The sequence below is a fragment of the Heyndrickxia sp. NPDC080065 genome (assembly GCF_050281185.1).
Lineage (GTDB): Bacteria > Bacillota > Bacilli > Bacillales > Bacillaceae_C > Heyndrickxia.
In genome coordinates this window covers 15,835-35,526 of record NZ_JBNNWS010000006.1, presented here as the reverse complement: position 1 = coordinate 35,526, position 19,692 = coordinate 15,835, and the positions used below count along the sequence as shown (strand labels likewise).

The following is a 19,692-nucleotide window of genomic DNA, read 5'->3' as shown; positions in this document are numbered from 1 at the left end:
TAGTTGCTTTTCGGATAAATTCTCAGTTTAGTATAATTTTGGAGACGTGCTCTTTTCCCTATATAATAAGTTTTAAATTCATATGGGACGCTAAATTAGAATCGTAAAAATCCTAATGCTGATTTTCACTTGATTTTTAAAACAAAAAGTTTACGAAAAGAGCTTTGTTGAATATATACATATAATAGATAGCCAAATGGTATCGCTAAGAAGGTGAGGCTTTTTATGGGTGATTCACTTAAAAACTTGCGATTTTTAAGCATTAAGCTGCTTGATACATAATGAATGGCCTGCCGAAATTTAAAAGCTAGGCTTGCAAATGGCAATTTCATTAATTCTTTTCGGTAAAAAGCAAAACCTTTTGGGTTTTTACGATATTGATTAAACATATTTAATGATGAACCATCTAGAAGATATTCTACACAGCATAATACTTCATTTAATAAGAGCATTTCATATTGTTGATCAAGCTTATAATATTTGTAAGCTAATCCAACATACTTTTCATTATCAAAAATCGGATATGGATATTGCCTCGTTAATTCTGAACGGTACACCAGCTTCTTATCACCTGTCACACCATGCTTGTAATATAAGTCAAATAATGTAGAGGTTTGCAGGTTTTCAGGTAGTTTCGTACCAATGATTGCTTGATCGGTATATGCGTCAAGACCGATGATTCCACTCACCTTAGCAGATCCATGCTTTTTCCAAAAGGCAACAATCTTTTCAACTGCATCATCTGGCATATAATCATCTGAATCAATACATATATTCAACTCGGTATCGATGATTTTATATGCGGTATTATGTGCTCCATGCATCCCTTTGTTTTCCTGCCAAATATACTTAATTTCAATTAAATTCTCTTCAATCCAACTATTTACTAATGTTTTCGTCCCATCTGTTGATCCATCATCAATAACTAACCAAATAAAGTCCATACTAGTTTGGCGAAGGAGGCTTTGATAACATTTTTCTAGGCAGTAGGCCCGATTAAAGGTAGGTGTAAATACGGTTAACGTTTTCAAAGAATATCACCTCACTGTCGCTAAATAAAATTTTTCTAGATCATTTACTGATCGTTTAATATTATAATCATCATTAAAAACTTGACTGCGGTTCACTTGTCGGACTTTTAAGGCTTTCATTTTTTCTACCCAGTCCTCACCATTTTTCAATGACGCATAGCGAACTAAATTCATGCCCATATCGACTTCTTGGGAAATATGGTCCGATATTAAACAAGGCAATCCTGCTCCTTGTGCCTCAATAAGTGAAACAGGCAGGCCTTCATGGAGCGATGGAAATAAAAATAAATCAAAAGCCTGCAATAAACGGTGAATATCACTTCGTATTCCAAGGAAATGCACATGATTTTGCAAATGTAACTCGCTGATTTTCTTTTCCATTTCCCCGCGTAAAGGACCATCCCCTACCAAAATCAACTTAGAATCCTCTTCTACTTTATGAAACTGTGAAAATAAATCGATAAGGAATGTATGATTCTTTTGATAATTAAATCTCCCAACATGCCCAATAACAAAGGTATGTTGACTAATTCCTAATTCCTCTCTTACTTGATTCCTTATCACAGGTGAAAAACGGAACTTTTCTTCATCAATCCCATTTTTTACTATTTTTGTTACTGGATATTTTTTATGAAACAGCCATTTAGCCGCCTCAGTCGAGCATGCTAATAAATGAGTCGCATTCGGAGTGATTGATTTGCCTGCATACCATTTATATATTCTTGCCGCTAATCCTCCCTCACTTCTTGTATTATGACTATGGGAAATTCGTATCGGAATGCCTGCTTTTTTAGCTGCACGAAGAACAATCCCGCCCATTTTATCCATATGTGAATGAACAATTTTATAATGATTGTTTGCTGTAAAAAAAGAATGTAACTCTTTTATATATTGAGAGTGGCCAACATCAGATATATAAGGGATACGATGGACAATCCCACCCATTTCTCTTATTTCTGAATCGAAAGTACCTTCTTTACAAGTTAGAAAATCAAATTGTACTTCCCGACGGTCCACATTCCTGTATAAATTTATGATGAAGGTTTCTGCCCCTCCTCGGTTCATATTTACCACCACGTGAAGGACTCTTAATGGACTGCCCACTGATATTCCTCCCTTTTCTCCATATGCGATTCATAGAGATTCATCATTTCTTGTAAAACTTTTTCCGTCGAATAATGAGCCTCAATCATCCGACGACCAGTTTGACCGAGCTTCCATTTCAAAGCTTGGTTTTGTTCCAAAGCTTTTATTTTGTCAGACATACACTTGTTTTCGTCCAAATGAATTAAATAACCATTCTCCTCATTGTGGATGAGCTCTCTATGGCCTCTATTATCACTTGCGATCACCGGTAATCCACAGGCCATCGCCTCCATAATATTCACTGGTAATCCCTCTCTAACACTTGACGCAACAGCAATATCGGACATTTTTAATAACAGATCCATGTCATTCCGATGTCCTAAAAAATTGATCATTTTTTCTACCCCTAGATGAATAGCGAGCTTCCTGCACTCCTCTAATAATGGCCCATTTCCAGCTAATAATAGCTTTGCATTTGGTACTTCATCTTTTATGAGAGCTAATGACTTAATAAGAAGTTGTTGATTTTTATTTTTATTAAATTCTGCAGCGTAAACTATTAAGAAATCGTCTTGTTTGTATCCATGCATAGCACGAAGTAGTAACTGATTATTTCTTTTGACTGGTTGGAACAGTTTAGTATTTACTCCGACCCCATGAACATGTTTAATTTCCTTTGCCTTAAATCGATGATTTTTTGCCAGCTTATGATCTTCTTCATTAATTGTAATGAGGCAATCCGTTATATGAGCGAGTATTTTCTCGATTGGATAGTATAGAATCCAGTTGATGAGCGGTGCACCTTTGCAAAAATGAAACCCATGAGCCGTATAAAGTACTTTTGTTCCTTTTTTTCTCGCTTGACGTGCTGCTAAACGTGTAATAACACCACCCATCGGTGTATGGCAGTGAATGATTTGATATTCGTTATTATTGATCACCTTTTTTAGTTCTTTATATGCGAGTATATTTGTTTTACTCACGGGTGAGCGTTGAAAGGGAAAATTATATTTTTCATCTACATACGGAAGATTTAAATCACCTCGTGCAGCAACATGTACCTCCCACCCTTGTTCTTTAAACCATTTTAAATAAGGTAAATGAAAGGCTCGAAAATGAATATCAACGGTTGCACAGAATAATACTTTTTTATTCATGGGGTATCACCTCGCTTTAGGAATATTTTTTCTATACGGAAATTGATAATAATTGTTTTTCAACGATTCTATTATTCGCCAGATCTAAAAGTCTCTTCCTAATCTCTTCTCTGTCCATATTTACATAACCTTTGATGAGTTCCTCAATTTCATTTTGATAAAGTTCAGCCGTTTTACCGATATATATTTTTGGATGGATTTGCTGTTCATGTACTTCATCCTCTTTTAATAGCTCCTCAAACAATTTTTCGCCCGATCTGATTCCAGTGAATTCAATGCCTATATCTTCAATCGAATTGCCAGAAAGTTTGATTAAGTTTTTAGCAAGATCCACAATTTTAACAGGTTCACCCATGTCTAAAACAAAAATCTCTCCCCCTTTAGCAAGTGCACCTGCTTGAATGACCAGTCTTGATGCTTCCGGAATTGTCATAAAGTAGCGGATCATATCAGGATGTGTTACGGTAACAGGTCCTCCCTTTTCAATTTGTTTTTTAAATAATGGAACGACACTTCCTCGACTTCCTAATACGTTTCCAAACCGAACGGCAACGAATTTTGTTTCACTTTCCCGATCCATATGCTGGATCATCATTTCTGCGAGCCTTTTTGTCGCTCCCATTACACTAGTTGGGTTAACGGCTTTATCAGTGGAAATCATGACAAAAATCTTTACTCCGTTCCAGCTTGCTGCTTTTGCAGCATTTCTCGTACCAATAAGATTATTTTTGACTGCCTCTTCTGGGTTTCTTTCCATTAATGGTACATGCTTATGTGCAGCCGCATGATAGACCACATCTGGTTGATATCTATTCATCACCGTCATCATTTTCTTACTATCCTGTATGTCAGCAATAACTGGTATGTACTCAATTTCTGATAATGGATAGGTTTCCTTAAGCTCCATTTCGATGGAATATATGCTATTTTCACCATGACCTAATAGAATCATTTGCTTCGGGTTAAATTTTGAAATTTGCCGGCAAATCTCTGAACCAATCGATCCACCTGCACCTGTGACTAAAACCTTCTTATTCGTTACGTACTCCGAAATACTGTCAATATTTAATTCAACGGGTTCCCTTCCTAATAAATCTTCAACCTTAACATCACGAAATTGATTAATCGATACCTTTCCAGTCACTAAATCTTCAAGCATTGGTATAATTTTTGTTTTCGCATTTGTTTTTGCACATTCCTGAAAAATGGTATTTAATTGTTTTTTACTTAGTGAAGGGATGGCAATCACAATATTGTCGATATCTAGCTCCTTAACCGTTCTTTCAATTTTTCCAACACCCCCAAGTACTGGAATTCCTAATATATCAAGGCTATGCTTCCTTTTGTCATCATCAATAAAGCCGACGGGTATTAGGTTTGCATCATTCGATCGTTTTAGTTGCCTCGCGACCATTATTCCAGCAGATCCTGCACCAACGATCAGTGTCCTTTTTTTGTTATCTGTTTTATTTAGAACGGAATCGCGAAAGATTCTCCAGCAAAACCTTGATCCGCCAATGAACAGTATATTAAGTAACCACGTGACAACAAGCATACGAAAATATACCTCTTGGATAATGAACAGCTTAACAATTGCTGTAATTAGAATAGACAAGGTAACCGATTTTAGAATAATAAGAAGTTCCCCTACACTGGCATACTCCCACGCTTTTTTATATAAGTGAAATTTTATTGCAAATATGTGATGACAAAACAAAATGATGAGTGAACTTATAATGATGGGTAAAGTTATAATGTAATCTGATTCAGTTACTAAAAACCTACTAATAAAAACAGCAGACAATACAAAACATGAATCAACTATGAGAAATAAAGATAATCTTTGGCGATAGGTCATATTTCCCCCTCCTTTTCATATAAAAAGATCAATCAAACCATTCTTTATTAAGAACAATTTGATTGATCTTCTTATTATTAGAAAAGCGCAAGCGCGTAGCTCTAGTGTACGGATTTCGTAGTCTTCGACTGAGATAAAGGATACACGGCGAGGAACGAGTCATATTGACTTATCGTAGGGAGAAGACGGAGAAATCCGCTAGCCGATAGGCGCTGGAGCTAGACACATCAGACACTTTTCAAGCCTAATATCCTTAGTAAATTTTATACTTTCTTACCTTTAAAATATAGGGCATCTAACCCCCCCTCACACCACACTATCGACGACTAGCGTCTAAGGTCCACGGGACCCACAGCATGACCGAGTGCCTCCATTGATAATGATAAGGAGACATCACCATTCCAGGTTACAGCCAGAAGTTGGATTTGAGGAAATTGGCGAGAGAGCTAATTTCTTTTTCATTCCCCCTTGACCCTAACCTATAATTTATCTGGTTCTCAATAAAGAACGATGTGTTAAAAAAAGAAACCTGAATAGAATATAGGTATATTGGCTAATAAAAAGATTGTATGAATGATATTTATATTTATTCGTTTAAAATTACTCCAACAAGTTTTGCCTTAGCAAATTCCAATACCTTTTTGGATTCTGCCGCCTTTTCGAGCAAGGTTTTTCCTTTTTTTATGACCAAAACAACTCCGTCACATTGACTTGCCAAAATTTTGGTTTCCGTTAACTCTAGTATCGAGTGTGAATCTATTATGACCACATCATAGGATTGATAAGCTTTATTCAGTATTTCTTGCATTTTATAGGAATCTAGTAATTTTCCATGGTTAATCGGAGCATAACCAGAGGCTAGAATATCTAAGTTTTCAATATCTGTATGACAAACTGCCTCATCAAAGGTTGATTGATCTATCAACACATCTGCTAACCCACTTGAGTTGGATATTTTAAAAATAGAATGAAGGATCGGACTTCTAAAATTTGCATCAATTAAAAGGACTTTTTTCTGCTTCTGTGCCATCGTTGCTGCTAAGTTAGAAGCGCTTGTCGATTTCCCCTCACCTGTACTAGGAGATGTGATTAAGAAGGAACGGCTTTTTTGGTCAGCCATTGAAAATTTAATGTTTGCTTCAATCATTCGATATTGTTCTGAAATCATTGAATCCGGATGGGAATAGGCTACTAGTGTTCGTTTTTTGTTCACCTTCTTTTGATTTCCATTCAATTATCTCCGCCCCTTAATTCAAATCGTTTGATTAGCTTCTTTTTAACATTCTTTTTACTCATTTTTGACACCTTTCCTAATACGGGAAGCCCTAATATTTCTTCAATATCGAGTTCCTTTCTGATTGTGTCATCCAAGGAGTCAAGTAATAATACCAGCCCAATTCCAAGTACTACACCTACAATAAATAATATAAGTATGAAACGATATTGATTTTGGTTAATGGGCCATGGATTTACTTTTGCCTCTGATAAAAAACGGACATCTTTAAAATCAACAATATTTGAGATCTCTTTCTTGAACACCTTTGCCGTTGTATTGGCTATTTTCGCAGCTTGATTAGGATCTCTGTCTGTTACGCTAATACTAAATACCTGAGTATTATCAATACTTTGAACGGTTATTTGACTAGCAAGTGCCTCTGGCGAAGTTTGCAAATTTAAATCCTTAATTACTATATCCAACACTGTTGAATCTTTAATGATAACTTGCAATGTATTTCGGTCATCTGGATTAGCTCCAATGATTATTCTCGCAGAGGACTGATATAATGGAGTATTTTTTGAGTAGCTGTAAACTGCTCCTAGCAAAGTGGTAATCGCCGTTATGACAATAATTATCCAAAATCGCCGCTTGATGACAGAAAATAATTCTTTTAGATTGATTTCTTTCACTTTCCTTGGATTTATATTGTTCGGTTGATAGTAACTATTCATTCATCCACCTCATCGTTAGAACTTTTCATCATAGTATTACAACATATATTCATTCGTTCTAAATAAAGAACATTTTATTTAAAAAAAATGCCTAGTTACCTAGAAATGACTTAATTATGTACGGTATATATAATTATACCATTGATAATATAAGTATATTTTACTACATTGTAGTTCTTTATAAAGAATATGTCAATGGAGTATTTTAATAATTTCAATAATAGTTCCCAACTTCTTACTATCAAGCTTTATTATATGATTGATCAGATGTTGATATGCTTCATTTTTCTTCTTTGAATAACATCTTTTGCTGATTTACTGGATAATGTGGCTTTATTCTTCTCCTTTGAAGAACATCTTTGGCTAATTTGCCGGTTGATGTGCTTCTTTCCGCTCTTTTGAGGTACATCATTAACCGATTTTACAGATGATGTGCTTCATCCCTCTCCTTTGAAGCACATCTTTGTCTTTTTTTCCGGATGATGTGCTTCTTTCCGCTTCTTTAAAACACACCTTTTCCCAATTAACGAAAACACCCATTATAAATAAAATTTAAATCGGCTGCCGGCATATTGTGAACGAACGTATTCGAATGGAGAGCCGGTTTTTAGAATGGCGACACGTTCAATTTGCAGAATGGGGGAGTCGATGTCAAGATCGAGTAATTCTGCGACACGTTTGCTGGCGCCAATGGCTTCGATAGATTGTTTCGCTTCCCCTAAGGCTTGACCTTTTTTTACTTCGATAAATTCATATAGTGAATTCTGGATGTCTTCATTAGTTAAGCCCTCTGCCAATTTACAAGGGACGATCGATGTTTCAATGGCAATCGGAATTTGATCTCCTAAGCGAATTCTTTCGATATGATATACATCTTCACTCATGTTGATTTCCAATTGTTCCGCTTCTACTTCGTTTGGTTTCCTAATCGAAAAAACGGTAATGTTACTGGATGCTTTCATTCCTCTTTGCTCCATCAATTTGGTGAAGCTTGTGATTTCCTTTAAGGGTTGCTGTACCTTTTCATTGCTTACATAGGTTCCGCTCCCTCGTTTTCTCATTAAAATTCCTTCATCTACCAATCCCTGAACCGCCTGTCGGATGGTCATTCGACTCACACCAAATTGTTCTGTAAGTATACGTTCAGAAGGAATGGCTTCCCCCATTAGCCACTTTTTTTGTTTAATGTTTTCACGAATATGTTCTTGAATCTGATAATACATCGGTATCGGCGATTCTTTATTTATCACGAACTATCCCCTCTTTTAGCATGGATGCAGCCTTGGTATCTGCCAGCACAACAACATTCGGATGTTTTTGCAAAATGGATGCTGGACAGCTTTCGTCAACCTTTCCTTCTAGCATATGTTTAACAGCGTCTGCCTTGTTATCACCGAATGCTAATAAAATGATTTTTTTCGCTGCCAAAATTGATTGTATTCCCATTGAAATAGCATGGGTCGGTACATCCTCTTCGTTGTCAAAAAAACGTTTATTCGCTTCACGAGTCGATTCAGTTAATTCAACAACATGTGTTAAAGAGTCAAAGGGTGTACCCGGTTCATTGAAACCGATATGCCCATTTGAACCAATCCCCAAAATTTGTACATCAACAGGATGTTTCTGCAAAATAGATTCATAATGCAGGCACTCTGCCTCTAAAACATCTGCCATACCGTTAGGCAAAAACGACTGTTTAAAATTCAAATGAGAAAATAGCTCTTTATTCATATAATAATGATAGCTATTTTCATCTTCATCCTTTAATCCAACATATTCATCTAAATTCACAGTTGAAACGTTTGAGACATCTACCTGTGAATCACGAAATATTTTATAAAAAGGTAATGGAGTTCCGCCAGTAGCTAAGCCTAATGTATGGATATTTCCATTTTCAATTCCTTCTTTTATTATATCAAATGCTTTGGCTGCTGCCTCATCTGGAGTTTTGTATGTTAAAAGTTCCATAAATTATTCCCCTCTGCTAAATTTTTTTCCTAATCGATAGGTTTCTTCCACTTCAAGATGTTGATTCATAATGACAAAATCGGCATCCATTCCTTTTTTTAAATAGCCCTTTGTCTGGAGTTTGAATTCTTTCGCTTGATTGACAGAGGTCATTTGGACAGCCTCTGCTACCGAACAGCCTGTAAACTTAATGATGTTTCGAAATGCTTGATCCATCGTTAATATGCTGCCTGCGAGAGAACCATTTGCGAGGCGGCATTCTCCACTTTTAACAAATACTTTTTGTCCACCAAGTTCAGACTCTCCATCTGGCAATCCCTTTGCCCGCATCGCATCAGAAATCACAACGATTCCTTCCGCACCTTTTAGCTTATAAGTGAGATTCACCATATCAGGATGAACATGAATTCCATCTGCAATAATTTCCGCTTGAATATGCGGGGATAAAAGTGCATGCCCTGCGACACCTGCCTCACGGTGGTGCAGCCCACGCATTCCATTAAATAAATGGGTCGCATGTGTCGTTTTGCTTTCTAAAAGTTCCTCGCGGACCGCATCAGAATGTCCCATTGAAGGAACAATCCCGTTTTCATGCATGATTTTTTCAAATTCACGAGCTCCTTCTTTTTCCGGAGCATAGGTTACTAATTTAATTTGATCCCCAGATGCCTTATGCCATCTTAAAAATAAATCGATATCTGGTGCAGAAATGTACTCGAGCGGCTGAGCACCAGCTCTTTTTTCAGAAATGAATGGTCCTTCTAAATGGACACCTTCGATTGTTGTTTTCCCTGTTTCTTTTGCCGCTTTAACAGATTTTAATGCTGCTTCAATAGCGGGATAATCCTGTGTGATCGTTGTGGCAAAAAAGGAAGTAACTCCTTCTTGGAGAAGCTGCTCACTTAAAAAAGCCAGTTTTTCTGGATCCGCATCCATGACATCTACACCGTATCCGCCATGAATATGCACATCAATCATCCCTGGAATAACAATTTTCCCGTTCATATCAAATACTTCATCACCGGCTTGATGCTCGAAATCATTCATTAACCCTGTAGCGACTATTTTTTCACCATCAAAACGTAAAAATCCATTAGGAAGATTTTCTTCACCTGTATACAAATTTGCATTGATTATCACCTTTTGTCCCAATGCAATCACCTCATTTTTTTATGATATTAAGGATATACTAAACATAAACTTAATCATTTTTATATAGTTGTCTATACCAATTATCATATCCAATCATGTGGTTGTCAATCAAAATTTCTTATACACATTTCCTATTTTATTTGATACTCTAATTGTAATGATTTGAAAAAATTCCCTTTGGAGGAAAGTGATTATGCGTTCAGATCGAGCGAATCAAAGAAAGAAGAAGAAAAAGTGGAAAATAATAGGGATTATTCTTCTATTATTAATCATTGGTGCTGGATCATATGTATATGCGGTTTATCATTCTTTAACAAAGGCTGTTGACACGATGCATAAACCGGTTGACATGCAAAATTTAAGGGAAAAGGAAATTAATTTTAAAAATAGAGATCCGATTTCTATACTATTGCTTGGGGTTGATGAACGAAAGGGAGACCGCGGCCGATCAGATACGATGATTGTAATGACGGTGAATCCTAGCCTTCAATCTGTACAAATGTTGAGTATTCCTCGCGATACACGAACAGAAATCGTTGGAAAAGGAACACAGGATAAAATTAACCATGCCTATGCGTTTGGCGGAGTCGCTATGTCGGTGAATACGGTACAAAAATTTCTTGATATTCCGATTGATTATTATATCAAGGTCAATATGCAAGGCTTTGAGGGCATTGTGGATGCCATGGACGGTGTTACTGTCAATAATACGCTTGATTTTAGCTACGGAGGCTACCATTTTCCTAAAGGGAAGCTCGATTTAAACGGCAAAAAAGCTCTTCAGTTTGTTCGTATGAGAAAAGAGGATCCTCGTGGGGATTTTGGTCGTCAAGAACGCCAGCGTCAAGTAATTCAAGGAATAATTAATAAAGGTGCCAGCTTCTCATCATTAACAAGATTCAGCAATATATTTGAAGCACTCGGTAAAAGCATAGAAACGAATCTAACCTTTGATGAAATGATGTCCATTCAAAAATATTACAAAGACGCCAGACATAAAATTGATCCATTCGAGTTAAAGGGCGATGGAACAAAAATTAACGGTATTTACTACTTTATCGTCCCTGAAGCAGAAAGACAAAAAGCCCAAAATCGACTAAAAGAACATTTGGGATTGAAGTAAACTTGGTGTCAGGCACCGTTTATTCATTTTTCTCATATTTATTCATTTTTTGCATAAATGGTGCCTGACACCGTTTATGCAATTGTTGTATAACTAGTGGTATTACAGAAAGAGCATCGGATTTTCGATGCTCTTTTTGTAGTTTTAAAAAACAGAATCAAATTGGTTTTAAACATCAGTATCATCCGGCAATACCAAGTATGCGAGAAAATAACCTATTAAACAAGGAAATATAGCTGTTGCAAGGGCTAAAACAATAAATCCAAGTCTGATTAGAGTAGGATCAACATTAAAATACTTCGCAATCCCTGCTAGCACTCCACAAACCTTTTTATCCGTTGTTGATTTCGATAATCTTTTATCACTCAAATGATCACCCCTTAAACTGGATTCAGTCTTAATACAATTTTACAAAACATAGTAAAATTTATTAACAAATTTTTTCAACAAAAAATATTTATATAATTTTAACAATCTTCCAAATTTTATCATTGTTCAATTTTCTTAATTATCTTATAATTTGATTGATGGGAGATTTTTTTAGGTTCTTTTCGTAATATATTGTTGCTATTTAAAAGTAACAAGTCAATGAAAAGTGCCTTTCCTAAAAACAGTCAAGGGGGAATTGGATGGATAAGTTTGTTGGGTGGCTTAATGATGTTCTTTGGAGTCCGCCGCTAATTATTATCTGTATTTTGGTAGGGTTGTTTTTCTCAATTGCAACTCGCTTTTTACAGCTGCGGCTCATTCCAGACATGCTGAAGCAAATGTTCAGAGGGAAAAGCTCTGAGGCTGGAATTTCATCATTTCAAGCATTATCAGTAGCTTTATCGGGACGTGTAGGAACTGGGAATATTGCTGGTGTCGCTACAGCAATAGGTTTAGGAGGACCCGGAGCAGTATTCTGGATGTGGTTAATCGCCTTTGTTGGTGCAGCAACAGCATATGTTGAATCAACTCTTGCTCAAATCTATAAAGTAAAGCAGGACGGAGAATATCGCGGGGGACCTGCCTACTACATTGAAAAAGGGACAGGCATGAGATGGTATGGAGTTGTCTTCGCTATTGCTACGATTATTTCGCTTACCTTTTTAATGCCGGGTGTTCAAGCAAATGCAATTGCAGAGGGTTTAAATAATGCCTTTGGTATGAACAATATGTTGACAGCTACGATTATTGCTCTTTTACTTGGAATTATTATTTTCGGTGGTGTTAAAAGGATTGCCAATGTTGCACAGTTTGTTGTTCCTTTCATGGCGCTTGGTTACATCATCGTTGCATTAATTGTTGTTTTAATGAATATTTCAGAAATACCAGCAGTATTCGGACTTATTTTTAAAAGCGCATTTGGAGCTGATTCCGTTTTTGGCGGATTAATTGGTTCCGCGATTGCATGGGGAGTTAAGCGTGGAATCTATTCAAACGAAGCAGGACAAGGAACAGGGCCACATGCAGCTGGTGCCGCTGAAGTATCCCACCCTGCAAAGCAAGGTTTAGTACAAGCATTTTCTGTTTATATTGATACATGGTTCGTTTGTACCGCAACAGCATTTATGATTCTTTTTACTAAAATGTACAGTACAAAAACTCCAGATGGGGAATATCTTGTTAAAACGATGGGAACTGATAAGCCAGGACCTCAATATACACAGGCTGCCGTTGAATCCGTATTACCAGGTTTTGGATCTGGATTTGTTGCCATTTCTTTATTCTTCTTTGCCTTTACGACGATTATGGCCTATTACTATATGTCTGAAACGAATGTCGCTTATTTAACACGTGGAAAAAATAATCGCTGGGCCATTTTCGCGATAAAAATTGTAAGTATGGCGGCTGTATTCTATGGCTGTGTTAAAACATCCGATGTAGCATGGGCATTCGGTGATACTGGACTTGGTCTAATGGTTTGGCTGAATATTATCGCCATACTGATCCTGATGAAACCAGCCCTTGTCGCCTTGAAGGATTACGAACGTCAGAAAAGAGAAGGAAAAGATCCTGTATTCGACCCTGAACCACTTGGGATTAAAAATGCTGATTATTGGGTTGAGGCGAAAAAGGAAAATAAGAAGAAAGTTATTTAAACCTGTGAAAGTCTGTACCTTTGTGGGTGCAGACTTTTTTAATTTGCTCTTCTTTCGCATTTTTTACGTTTATAAAAATCCACAACTAACATTTGAAATTCTATATTGAATCAGCCAAAATGAAACTATCTAAATCAACTGTAGAAGGTGTTTTTCATGATACATATTTTAGTTGCTGATGATGATGCACATATTCGTGAGCTATTGGTACATACACTTCAAGCAGAGGGATATGCTGTTTTTGAAGCGGCAGATGGAAAAGAGGCTTCCATTTTACTTACCAAACAACAAATTCATTTAGCAGTTGTCGATGTGATGATGCCAAATATGGATGGATGGCAGCTTTGTGAAGAAATAAGAAAATATTATGATTTTCCGGTTATACTTTTGACCGCAAAGGATCAGCTCGCTGATAAAGAAAGAGGATTTTCTGTTGGAACAGATGATTATTTAACAAAACCATTTGAGCCAAAAGAATTGCTGTTTCGTATAAAAGCATTGCTTCGCCGTTACCAAATGGTAAATGCAGAAAAAATAACGTTAGGTGAAACAGTGATTGATCGTAAAAGCTATGAGGTTCATTGCAATGGAAAGCTATTAATGCTTCCGATGAAGGAATTTGAATTACTTGCGCAGTTAGCTAGCTATCCTGAGCGAATTTTTACCCGTGAGGAATTAATTCAATTGATTTGGGGAGCTGATTTTGAAGGGGATGAACGAACAGTAGACGTGCATATTAAACGATTACGTGAACGCTTTTCCAATCGAATCGATGATTTCAGCATCAAAACCGTTCGCGGGGTCGGATATAAATTGGAGGTTACCAAGAAGTGAAAACCCTCTATTTACGAATTGTGGTTACGATTCTCTTTGTGATGCTTCTTAGTGGTTTACTTGCATTTTTCTCATCAAACCTTTTTTACCATTATTATTTAAAACCAAAAAATGATCAAAAGATAACAGAGATGACTACGGACATCCAAAGGTTTTATGAAGACCATCCAACCTTAAATATAGATGATTACTTGAAGCATATTGGAAATTTAGGTTACCAAATATATTTAGTGAATGAAAAGAAGCAAGGTTCTTTTTATGGCGGAGCTTTTAGAGAAAAAGAGATTGATTCAAAAGTGATCCAGGATGTTCTACACGGTGAAGTCTACCATGGAATCATTCAATTCCCTTCTAAATTATTTGTTACTGGATTTTTTGATAATGTGGCCGTTAATACCATTGGTGTACCTGTTACAGTAAATGGTACACGTTACGCACTATTCATGCGGCCGAATCTCGAAGTTCAATTTGGTGAAATGCGGATCTTTTTTGCAGTTCTTCTCACTTTCACCATTTTATTAAGTATTCTTTTCGTTATTGTCAGCACTCGATATTTAGTTAGGCCGATTGTCAAACTGACAGAAGCAACGAAAAAAATTACAAAAGGCAACTACAATATCGATTTAAATGTAAAGCGTCGAGATGAAATCGGAAAACTTGCCAGTCATTTTTCGCAAATGACGAAAAACTTGGAGCAGCTGGAGGAAATGCGTCAAGAATTTGTTTCCAATGTTTCGCATGAAATCCAATCTCCCCTTGCCTCCATTCAAGGATTTTCACAAACATTGCGTTCCGAAAATCTATCTGAGGAGCAGCGAAAAAATTATTTGTCGATTATCGAGGATGAAAGCCGCCGAATGTCGCAGTTAAGCAAACAATTACTTACACTTGCCTCCTTAGATAAAGAGGAAGGAATATTGGAAAGAGAAACCTTTGATATTGCGGCTCAAATCAAACAAGTGATCTTTATGACAGAGTGGAGCTGGCGTGAAAAAGATATCGCAATTGATATGGAACTTCCCGCTACCTTTATTCATGCGGATCAAAAGCTGCTTCATCAAGTTTGGACGAATCTTATTACAAATTGCATTAAATATACAGAACCAGGTGGTACGATTTCCATGCGGATAAGTCAAAAGGATGATGAATGCCATATCGAAATTCAAGATTCGGGAATCGGGATTTCCGAAGAAGATCTTCCTCATATCTTCAATCGCTTTTATAGAGCTGACAAGTCACGGAATCGTAAAGAAGGCAGCAGCGGTTTAGGACTTGCTATTACGAAAAAGATTATTGACCTGCACGGCGGGAAAATTTATGCCCGAAGCCAAATAGGAAAAGGAACAACCTTTTATATTCAATTTCCGCTTTTATAACAGTTATCGTCAAAGTTTCCCAATTTTCCGAATTAATTAAAGGAGTTTGATGGAATTTAGACGAATATATGATTTAAATATATAGTTTTCGAAAAGATTGTTGCTATTTCGTAATGCATCTAAAGTTCTAATAAGCATGATTTCGGGGCATCATTTCTTAAACGTAGCCCCCTTCTTAGTTGAATGTAGTAATATTTAAGTTTTCGGTTGAAAAAGAAAACTGCCTTTAAATTTATTCGTGGGAGTGATAACGATGAACCCATTTGTTTTTGCTTGTATTGCTCCGCATGGGGGTGAGATTATTCCCGAATTATGTGGAGCTTTGCCGGATCGAATGAAGTTAACACGGGATAGTATGGTGAAGCTCGGTACTAAGATGAGGGAAGCAAATCCTGATACGATTATTGTTTTGACCCCGCATGGGACAAGAATTGACGGTTTCTTCTCTGTATCAAATAGTGAAAGAATGTATGGATTTGTTGAAGAAAATGATGGTTTTTATGAGCTTGAACGTTTTGTAGATCGCGAACTAGCTCTTTCCATTACCCAAGCTGCAGCAGAACAAGACATCCCAATTGCATCGATTAATTATGGAACAGCCGCAGGTCCAATTTCATGTCTTCCTTTAGATTGGGGTGCTATCGTCCCACTTTCATTTATGCCGGATATTCCGATTGTTGTGATCAACCCCTCACGTGAGCTTTCATTTGAATCGCACGTTAGGCTTGGACAAGTGATGAATCAAGTCGTGCAAAATAGTGGGAAACGAGTCGCACTTATCGCTAGCTGCGATTGGGCACATGCCCATGATGAAAGAGGTCCTTATGGTTATGATCCCGCTGCAGAATTGCTGGATGAAGAAGTGGTAGGATTCATCCGATCGAACGAACTGGAAAAAATGGCTGAATTTGATCCGGAATATATTGAAGCTGCAAAGCCTGATGGAATTTGGCAAACACTAATATTAGCCGGATCCATTCCAAAGGAATCACGGAAAATTCATCTATATTCCTACCAAGTCCCCACCTACTTTGGTCTTATATGTGCAGAAGTTACTACTTCAATCGACGATGAATAAATTGGTGTCAGGCACCGTCCATGGACAAACAGGATATTTTTCCACCCCATATGGACACTATATGATATATTTACAAATTATAGGTGTCCGCCAGGGATGGAAAAAAACATTATATGTCCATGGAAGGTGTCAGGCACCGACAATGCCTGACACCAATCTTTTTTAATAGGAATCCTAATATCGATTCTAGTTTGTTGTTTTTAAAACCTTTAGATAATATTGATAACTATTGGCTAAACCGATATTCAAGAAGATGATGAGAGGCCATGGTTACTTTTTTTATTAAGATATAAATAGTCCAATATGTAAAATGGTAAGAATAGAGTACATAATTGTGTTTTTTTCATATTGTTCCTCTTCGGTAATGCTCCACTGCTTCTTTTTCTTTTTTCACAATCCATTTATAATAACTTCTTAAAATAATGAATAGTATAGGATTTATAATCAGTGTATGCCATACATTCCACCATCCGTAATGAAAATAACCCCATGGCTCTGGAAGCAAGGCCACTAGCTCATATAACAGAGTTACTATTTCCCATAAAACGTAATATAGAAATAGCTTCCAAAACTTAGAACGGAATGGATACCATTTAAGAAACATCAAATTGACGGGTGGAACAACAAAAAGATGGGCAATAAGATCTGAATACTCTATCCCTTTCGAAAAATACCAATAGCCATGATATTTCATCTCAATAAAAATATCAAAGGACGTTTGAAAGGCGATAGTAAATACACAAATATGGATAATTTGATTGGTGGTTAGCCTTTTCTTGATATTTTTAAATGCTATAAAATTAAAAATAATGATTGCAATAATTAAACCTACCATATCTTTGCTCCTTTTTTATAACTTCTCCATTTTTCCCATTAACATACCTCCCAGATAAGCTTTGTTAAATAAAAAATGTTGGTCCTAATGAATTCTATGGTGCACTGTTACTACTAAGAAACGCGCCCTCACATTACCACGGATTAATAGAAAAAGGACTGATAATGTCAGCCCCCCGCTAGATGGATTTACTATATAAAACCGCTTGTGCGATACCTACAAAATATTCCGATTCGCGAATGATGTGCTTCAGAACTACTTTCGCTGTTGGATTATCTTTAATCGGTTCACTCTCTTCAATCAGTTTATTGCAAAAATCAATGAACTGAACACTTTGTTCCAAACAATAAGACACTAGCTTCGTCAAGTCCCGATACAATTCATAAGTGAAGGTTCCCGTTGTGCGAATGGTCGTTTCGATAAACCGAACTACCCGATTATGAGCTTCAGTAAAGGATTTTTCCCACTCTAACAATGCCTCAACATTTTCCGTTTCTAACTCTTTTACCAGCTCCCGGATCACGATCGTATGCTCTTCTTCTTGCTGCTTCCAAAACTCGCACTCATCTAATACCCTAAGAGGCATCTGAGTTCCATAATAATATTGCATGCAATCATCCCTTTCACTTATTTTCCTTATATAAAGCTTATTAAGAAAAATGTTTGAAAAGAACTCATCCTGTTGTGATTTTAGTTTTTCCTTATTACACATGTGATCTAGAACTTTAGTCCTTCCATTGAATTGAGAGTACACCTCCAAAGTCACCTGTAAAACGAAAATTCTTTGATATATATAGGATTATTCTACTGACTATTATTACTTTTAAAGGAGATTCCCTTAATAAGATCAAACTATAAAAATAACGACATAAGGGAGGGAAATATATATGCAAGTGGGGGAAATCATCAAATATTACCGAGAAAGGAATGGTCTTACACAAGCGCAATTAGGTATTGGAATTTGTACAGCCACACATGTAAGTAAGATTGAACATGGGAAAACTGCTTATTCATCCGAAATTATTGCGATGTTTTCAGATCGCCTACAAATTGATATTCAAAAAGAAATTGAATCTTTTCATAATATTGAGAAACAGCTCCATTACTGGCATAATGCGATGATTATGCAAAGAATGGAGACTGTTGAAAAAATCAAAGAAACGATTGAATCATTCCCTTTCATCAGTGCCTCCAAATTTGCTGCATTTTTTCATCTATTAGAGGCTAGATATTACCTTTTGCATCAAGATGGAAAAAAAGCATACCAAATTGTGCAGCATGTCAAAAACAATCATCCAGATCTTCCACCATATGAAAAAAACTTACTATGGCACATTATGGGTATCCATTATCTATTTCATCAACCAAATAGCGAAAACCAGCTAAAAGCGATTGAGGTCTTAAAAAAAATCGATATAGATATCTATGGAAATCCGGAATATTATTATGATTTAGCCGTTGCCTATCATTATTAATGAATCAGAACTTATGGCCTATGTTTATGCAGAAAAAGCACTAAAACATTTCAAGAAAACGAACAATTTTCTACAAGCTTTTAACGCAGAATCTCTTATACTTCTACAGATTGGAAAGGATACAAACCTTGATTTCCAATGGATAGAAGAACGTTATCAAAATCTAATTCATGACAGTGAAATATTAGGCGCTCTCAATAAAAAAGGGATGTTTCTGAATAACCTCGGGTTAGAGTACTATAAAAGAAAGGAATATGCAAAAGCTCAGAAATATTATGATGAAGCGCTTCGTATAGCAGAAAAGTCATCGATGCTCTATCTCAAGCGTCTATATAACTATGTAAATACTTCATTTGAAGGCAATCTATTAAAGAAATCGGTTTTGTTAAAAAAAGCTCGTGAAGGGATATCACTTGCTAAAAAACTGGATAATCGGATGTACAATATAGTATTTAAACTTCTTTTATTAAATATTGAAAATAAACTAGATGAATATTACAGCTATCTAGAAAAAAGAGCTCTCCCCTATTTCAAATTAAACAACCATGTTCGATGGATCAACATTTTTGGAAAAAAGATGTATAACCATTATGTAGAGACGGAACAACCTTTAAAGGCTTTTCATATTTCAAATACTTTTATGAGGATGATTTAATTGGGAACAATTCAAGTAAAAATACTTTTT

The 19,692-nt window shown here is 36.3% G+C and carries 20 protein-coding genes; 8 read left to right on the top strand and 12 right to left on the bottom strand.

The genetic code is table 11. From position 1 onward, the window contains the following. Positions 1–125 precede the first annotated feature (125 nt). From ACQKP0_RS08330 to nagA, 9 genes are all read right to left on the bottom strand, one after another. The gene (locus ACQKP0_RS08330; RefSeq protein ID WP_427405371.1) at positions 126–1,031 is read right to left on the bottom strand and encodes a glycosyltransferase family 2 protein; all 906 of its coding nucleotides are present in this window, start codon (positions 1,029–1,031) and stop codon (positions 126–128) included. Between the two features lie 6 nt (positions 1,032–1,037). Then, positions 1,038–2,135: a glycosyltransferase family 1 protein gene (locus tag ACQKP0_RS08325; protein ID WP_427405370.1), complete on the bottom strand. Its 1,098-nt coding sequence runs from the start codon at positions 2,133–2,135 to the stop codon at positions 1,038–1,040. Continuing rightward, on the bottom strand, positions 2,120–3,274 hold the full coding sequence (locus ACQKP0_RS08320) for a glycosyltransferase family 4 protein (protein ID WP_427405369.1): 1,155 nt from the start codon (positions 3,272–3,274) through the stop codon (positions 2,120–2,122). The genes ACQKP0_RS08325 and ACQKP0_RS08320 overlap by 16 nt, the downstream gene beginning before the upstream one ends. Before the next feature lie 31 nt (positions 3,275–3,305). After that, positions 3,306–5,132 (bottom strand): polysaccharide biosynthesis protein, encoded by a 1,827-nt coding sequence (locus ACQKP0_RS08315; RefSeq protein ID WP_427405368.1) that lies wholly within the window; start codon positions 5,130–5,132, stop codon positions 3,306–3,308. 586 nt (positions 5,133–5,718) lie between these two features. Further along, positions 5,719–6,366: a CpsD/CapB family tyrosine-protein kinase gene (locus tag ACQKP0_RS08310; protein ID WP_427405367.1), complete on the bottom strand. Its 648-nt coding sequence runs from the start codon at positions 6,364–6,366 to the stop codon at positions 5,719–5,721. Further along, the gene (locus ACQKP0_RS08305) at positions 6,363–7,082 is read right to left on the bottom strand and encodes a YveK family protein (protein ID WP_427405366.1); all 720 of its coding nucleotides are present in this window, start codon (positions 7,080–7,082) and stop codon (positions 6,363–6,365) included. Before ACQKP0_RS08305 ends, ACQKP0_RS08310 begins: the two co-directional genes overlap by 4 nt. Positions 7,083–7,621: 539 nt before the next feature. Beyond that, positions 7,622–8,332, bottom strand: coding sequence for a GntR family transcriptional regulator (locus tag ACQKP0_RS08300; protein ID WP_427405365.1), 711 nt, complete (start codon positions 8,330–8,332; stop codon positions 7,622–7,624). Further along, positions 8,322–9,050: a glucosamine-6-phosphate deaminase gene (gene nagB / locus ACQKP0_RS08295; RefSeq protein ID WP_427405364.1), complete on the bottom strand. Its 729-nt coding sequence runs from the start codon at positions 9,048–9,050 to the stop codon at positions 8,322–8,324. Before nagB ends, ACQKP0_RS08300 begins: the two co-directional genes overlap by 11 nt. A gap of 3 nt (positions 9,051–9,053) precedes the next feature. Continuing rightward, positions 9,054–10,202: an N-acetylglucosamine-6-phosphate deacetylase gene (gene nagA / locus ACQKP0_RS08290; RefSeq protein ID WP_427405363.1), complete on the bottom strand. Its 1,149-nt coding sequence runs from the start codon at positions 10,200–10,202 to the stop codon at positions 9,054–9,056. 193 nt (positions 10,203–10,395) lie between these two features. Between nagA and ACQKP0_RS08285 the strand changes: the two genes are divergently transcribed. Continuing rightward, on the top strand, positions 10,396–11,325 hold the full coding sequence (locus ACQKP0_RS08285) for a LytR family transcriptional regulator (RefSeq protein WP_427405362.1): 930 nt from the start codon (positions 10,396–10,398) through the stop codon (positions 11,323–11,325). Positions 11,326–11,493: 168 nt separating this feature from the next. On the opposite strand, the gene ACQKP0_RS08280 is transcribed toward ACQKP0_RS08285, so the two are convergent. Next, positions 11,494–11,694 carry a PspC domain-containing protein gene (locus ACQKP0_RS08280; RefSeq protein WP_427405361.1) on the bottom strand — a complete coding sequence of 67 codons (201 nt, stop codon included), beginning with the start codon at positions 11,692–11,694 and terminating at the stop codon, positions 11,494–11,496. 260 nt (positions 11,695–11,954) lie between these two features. On the opposite strand from ACQKP0_RS08280, the gene ACQKP0_RS08275 reads away from it, so the two are divergent. The 5 genes from ACQKP0_RS08275 to ACQKP0_RS08255 all read left to right on the top strand — a co-directional run bounded on the left by ACQKP0_RS08275 (position 11,955) and on the right by ACQKP0_RS08255 (position 16,863). Beyond that, positions 11,955–13,409, top strand: a complete 1,455-nt coding sequence (locus ACQKP0_RS08275) for an alanine/glycine:cation symporter family protein (protein ID WP_427405360.1) — start codon at positions 11,955–11,957, stop codon at positions 13,407–13,409. A gap of 156 nt (positions 13,410–13,565) precedes the next feature. Continuing rightward, positions 13,566–14,243, top strand: coding sequence for a response regulator transcription factor (locus ACQKP0_RS08270; protein ID WP_427405359.1), 678 nt, complete (start codon positions 13,566–13,568; stop codon positions 14,241–14,243). Next, a complete protein-coding gene (locus ACQKP0_RS08265) occupies positions 14,240–15,619 on the top strand; it encodes a sensor histidine kinase (protein WP_427405358.1) in 1,380 nt (459 codons plus the stop codon). The genes ACQKP0_RS08270 and ACQKP0_RS08265 overlap by 4 nt, the downstream gene beginning before the upstream one ends. A gap of 253 nt (positions 15,620–15,872) precedes the next feature. Then, positions 15,873–16,697 carry an extradiol ring-cleavage dioxygenase gene (locus ACQKP0_RS08260; protein ID WP_427405357.1) on the top strand — a complete coding sequence of 275 codons (825 nt, stop codon included), beginning with the start codon at positions 15,873–15,875 and terminating at the stop codon, positions 16,695–16,697. Next, a complete protein-coding gene (locus tag ACQKP0_RS08255) occupies positions 16,690–16,863 on the top strand; it encodes a hypothetical protein (RefSeq protein ID WP_427405356.1) in 174 nt (57 codons plus the stop codon). The genes ACQKP0_RS08260 and ACQKP0_RS08255 overlap by 8 nt, the downstream gene beginning before the upstream one ends. 177 nt (positions 16,864–17,040) lie before the next feature. On the opposite strand, the gene ACQKP0_RS08250 is transcribed toward ACQKP0_RS08255, so the two are convergent. After that, on the bottom strand, positions 17,041–17,532 hold the full coding sequence (locus ACQKP0_RS08250) for a hypothetical protein (protein WP_427405355.1): 492 nt from the start codon (positions 17,530–17,532) through the stop codon (positions 17,041–17,043). Between the two features lie 178 nt (positions 17,533–17,710). Continuing rightward, positions 17,711–18,142 carry a DUF2935 domain-containing protein gene (locus ACQKP0_RS08245; protein WP_427405354.1) on the bottom strand — a complete coding sequence of 144 codons (432 nt, stop codon included), beginning with the start codon at positions 18,140–18,142 and terminating at the stop codon, positions 17,711–17,713. A 277-nt stretch (positions 18,143–18,419) separates the two neighbouring features. On the opposite strand from ACQKP0_RS08245, the gene ACQKP0_RS08240 reads away from it, so the two are divergent. Continuing rightward, positions 18,420–19,007: a helix-turn-helix domain-containing protein gene (locus ACQKP0_RS08240; RefSeq protein WP_427405353.1), complete on the top strand. Its 588-nt coding sequence runs from the start codon at positions 18,420–18,422 to the stop codon at positions 19,005–19,007. Continuing rightward, positions 18,991–19,662 carry a tetratricopeptide repeat protein gene (locus tag ACQKP0_RS08235; protein WP_427405352.1) on the top strand — a complete coding sequence of 224 codons (672 nt, stop codon included), beginning with the start codon at positions 18,991–18,993 and terminating at the stop codon, positions 19,660–19,662. Before ACQKP0_RS08240 ends, ACQKP0_RS08235 begins: the two co-directional genes overlap by 17 nt. The last annotated feature ends 30 nt before the right edge of the window (positions 19,663–19,692 follow it).

Coding starts and splice junctions, on each gene's coding strand:
- ACQKP0_RS08320 (WP_427405369.1), bottom strand. CDS start 3,274: ATGAATAAAAAAGTATTATTCTGTGCAACCGTTGATATTCATTTTCGA.
- ACQKP0_RS08315 (WP_427405368.1), bottom strand. CDS start 5,132: ATGACCTATCGCCAAAGATTATCTTTATTTCTCATAGTTGATTCATGT.
- ACQKP0_RS08305 (WP_427405366.1), bottom strand. CDS start 7,082: ATGAATAGTTACTATCAACCGAACAATATAAATCCAAGGAAAGTGAAA.
- nagB (WP_427405364.1), bottom strand. CDS start 9,050: ATGGAACTTTTAACATACAAAACTCCAGATGAGGCAGCAGCCAAAGCA.
- ACQKP0_RS08285 (WP_427405362.1), top strand. CDS start 10,396: ATGCGTTCAGATCGAGCGAATCAAAGAAAGAAGAAGAAAAAGTGGAAA.
- ACQKP0_RS08275 (WP_427405360.1), top strand. CDS start 11,955: ATGGATAAGTTTGTTGGGTGGCTTAATGATGTTCTTTGGAGTCCGCCG.
- ACQKP0_RS08270 (WP_427405359.1), top strand. CDS start 13,566: ATGATACATATTTTAGTTGCTGATGATGATGCACATATTCGTGAGCTA.
- ACQKP0_RS08260 (WP_427405357.1), top strand. CDS start 15,873: ATGAACCCATTTGTTTTTGCTTGTATTGCTCCGCATGGGGGTGAGATT.
- ACQKP0_RS08255 (WP_427405356.1), top strand. CDS start 16,690: ATGAATAAATTGGTGTCAGGCACCGTCCATGGACAAACAGGATATTTT.
- ACQKP0_RS08250 (WP_427405355.1), bottom strand. CDS start 17,532: ATGGTAGGTTTAATTATTGCAATCATTATTTTTAATTTTATAGCATTT.
- ACQKP0_RS08245 (WP_427405354.1), bottom strand. CDS start 18,142: ATGCAATATTATTATGGAACTCAGATGCCTCTTAGGGTATTAGATGAG.
- ACQKP0_RS08240 (WP_427405353.1), top strand. CDS start 18,420: ATGCAAGTGGGGGAAATCATCAAATATTACCGAGAAAGGAATGGTCTT.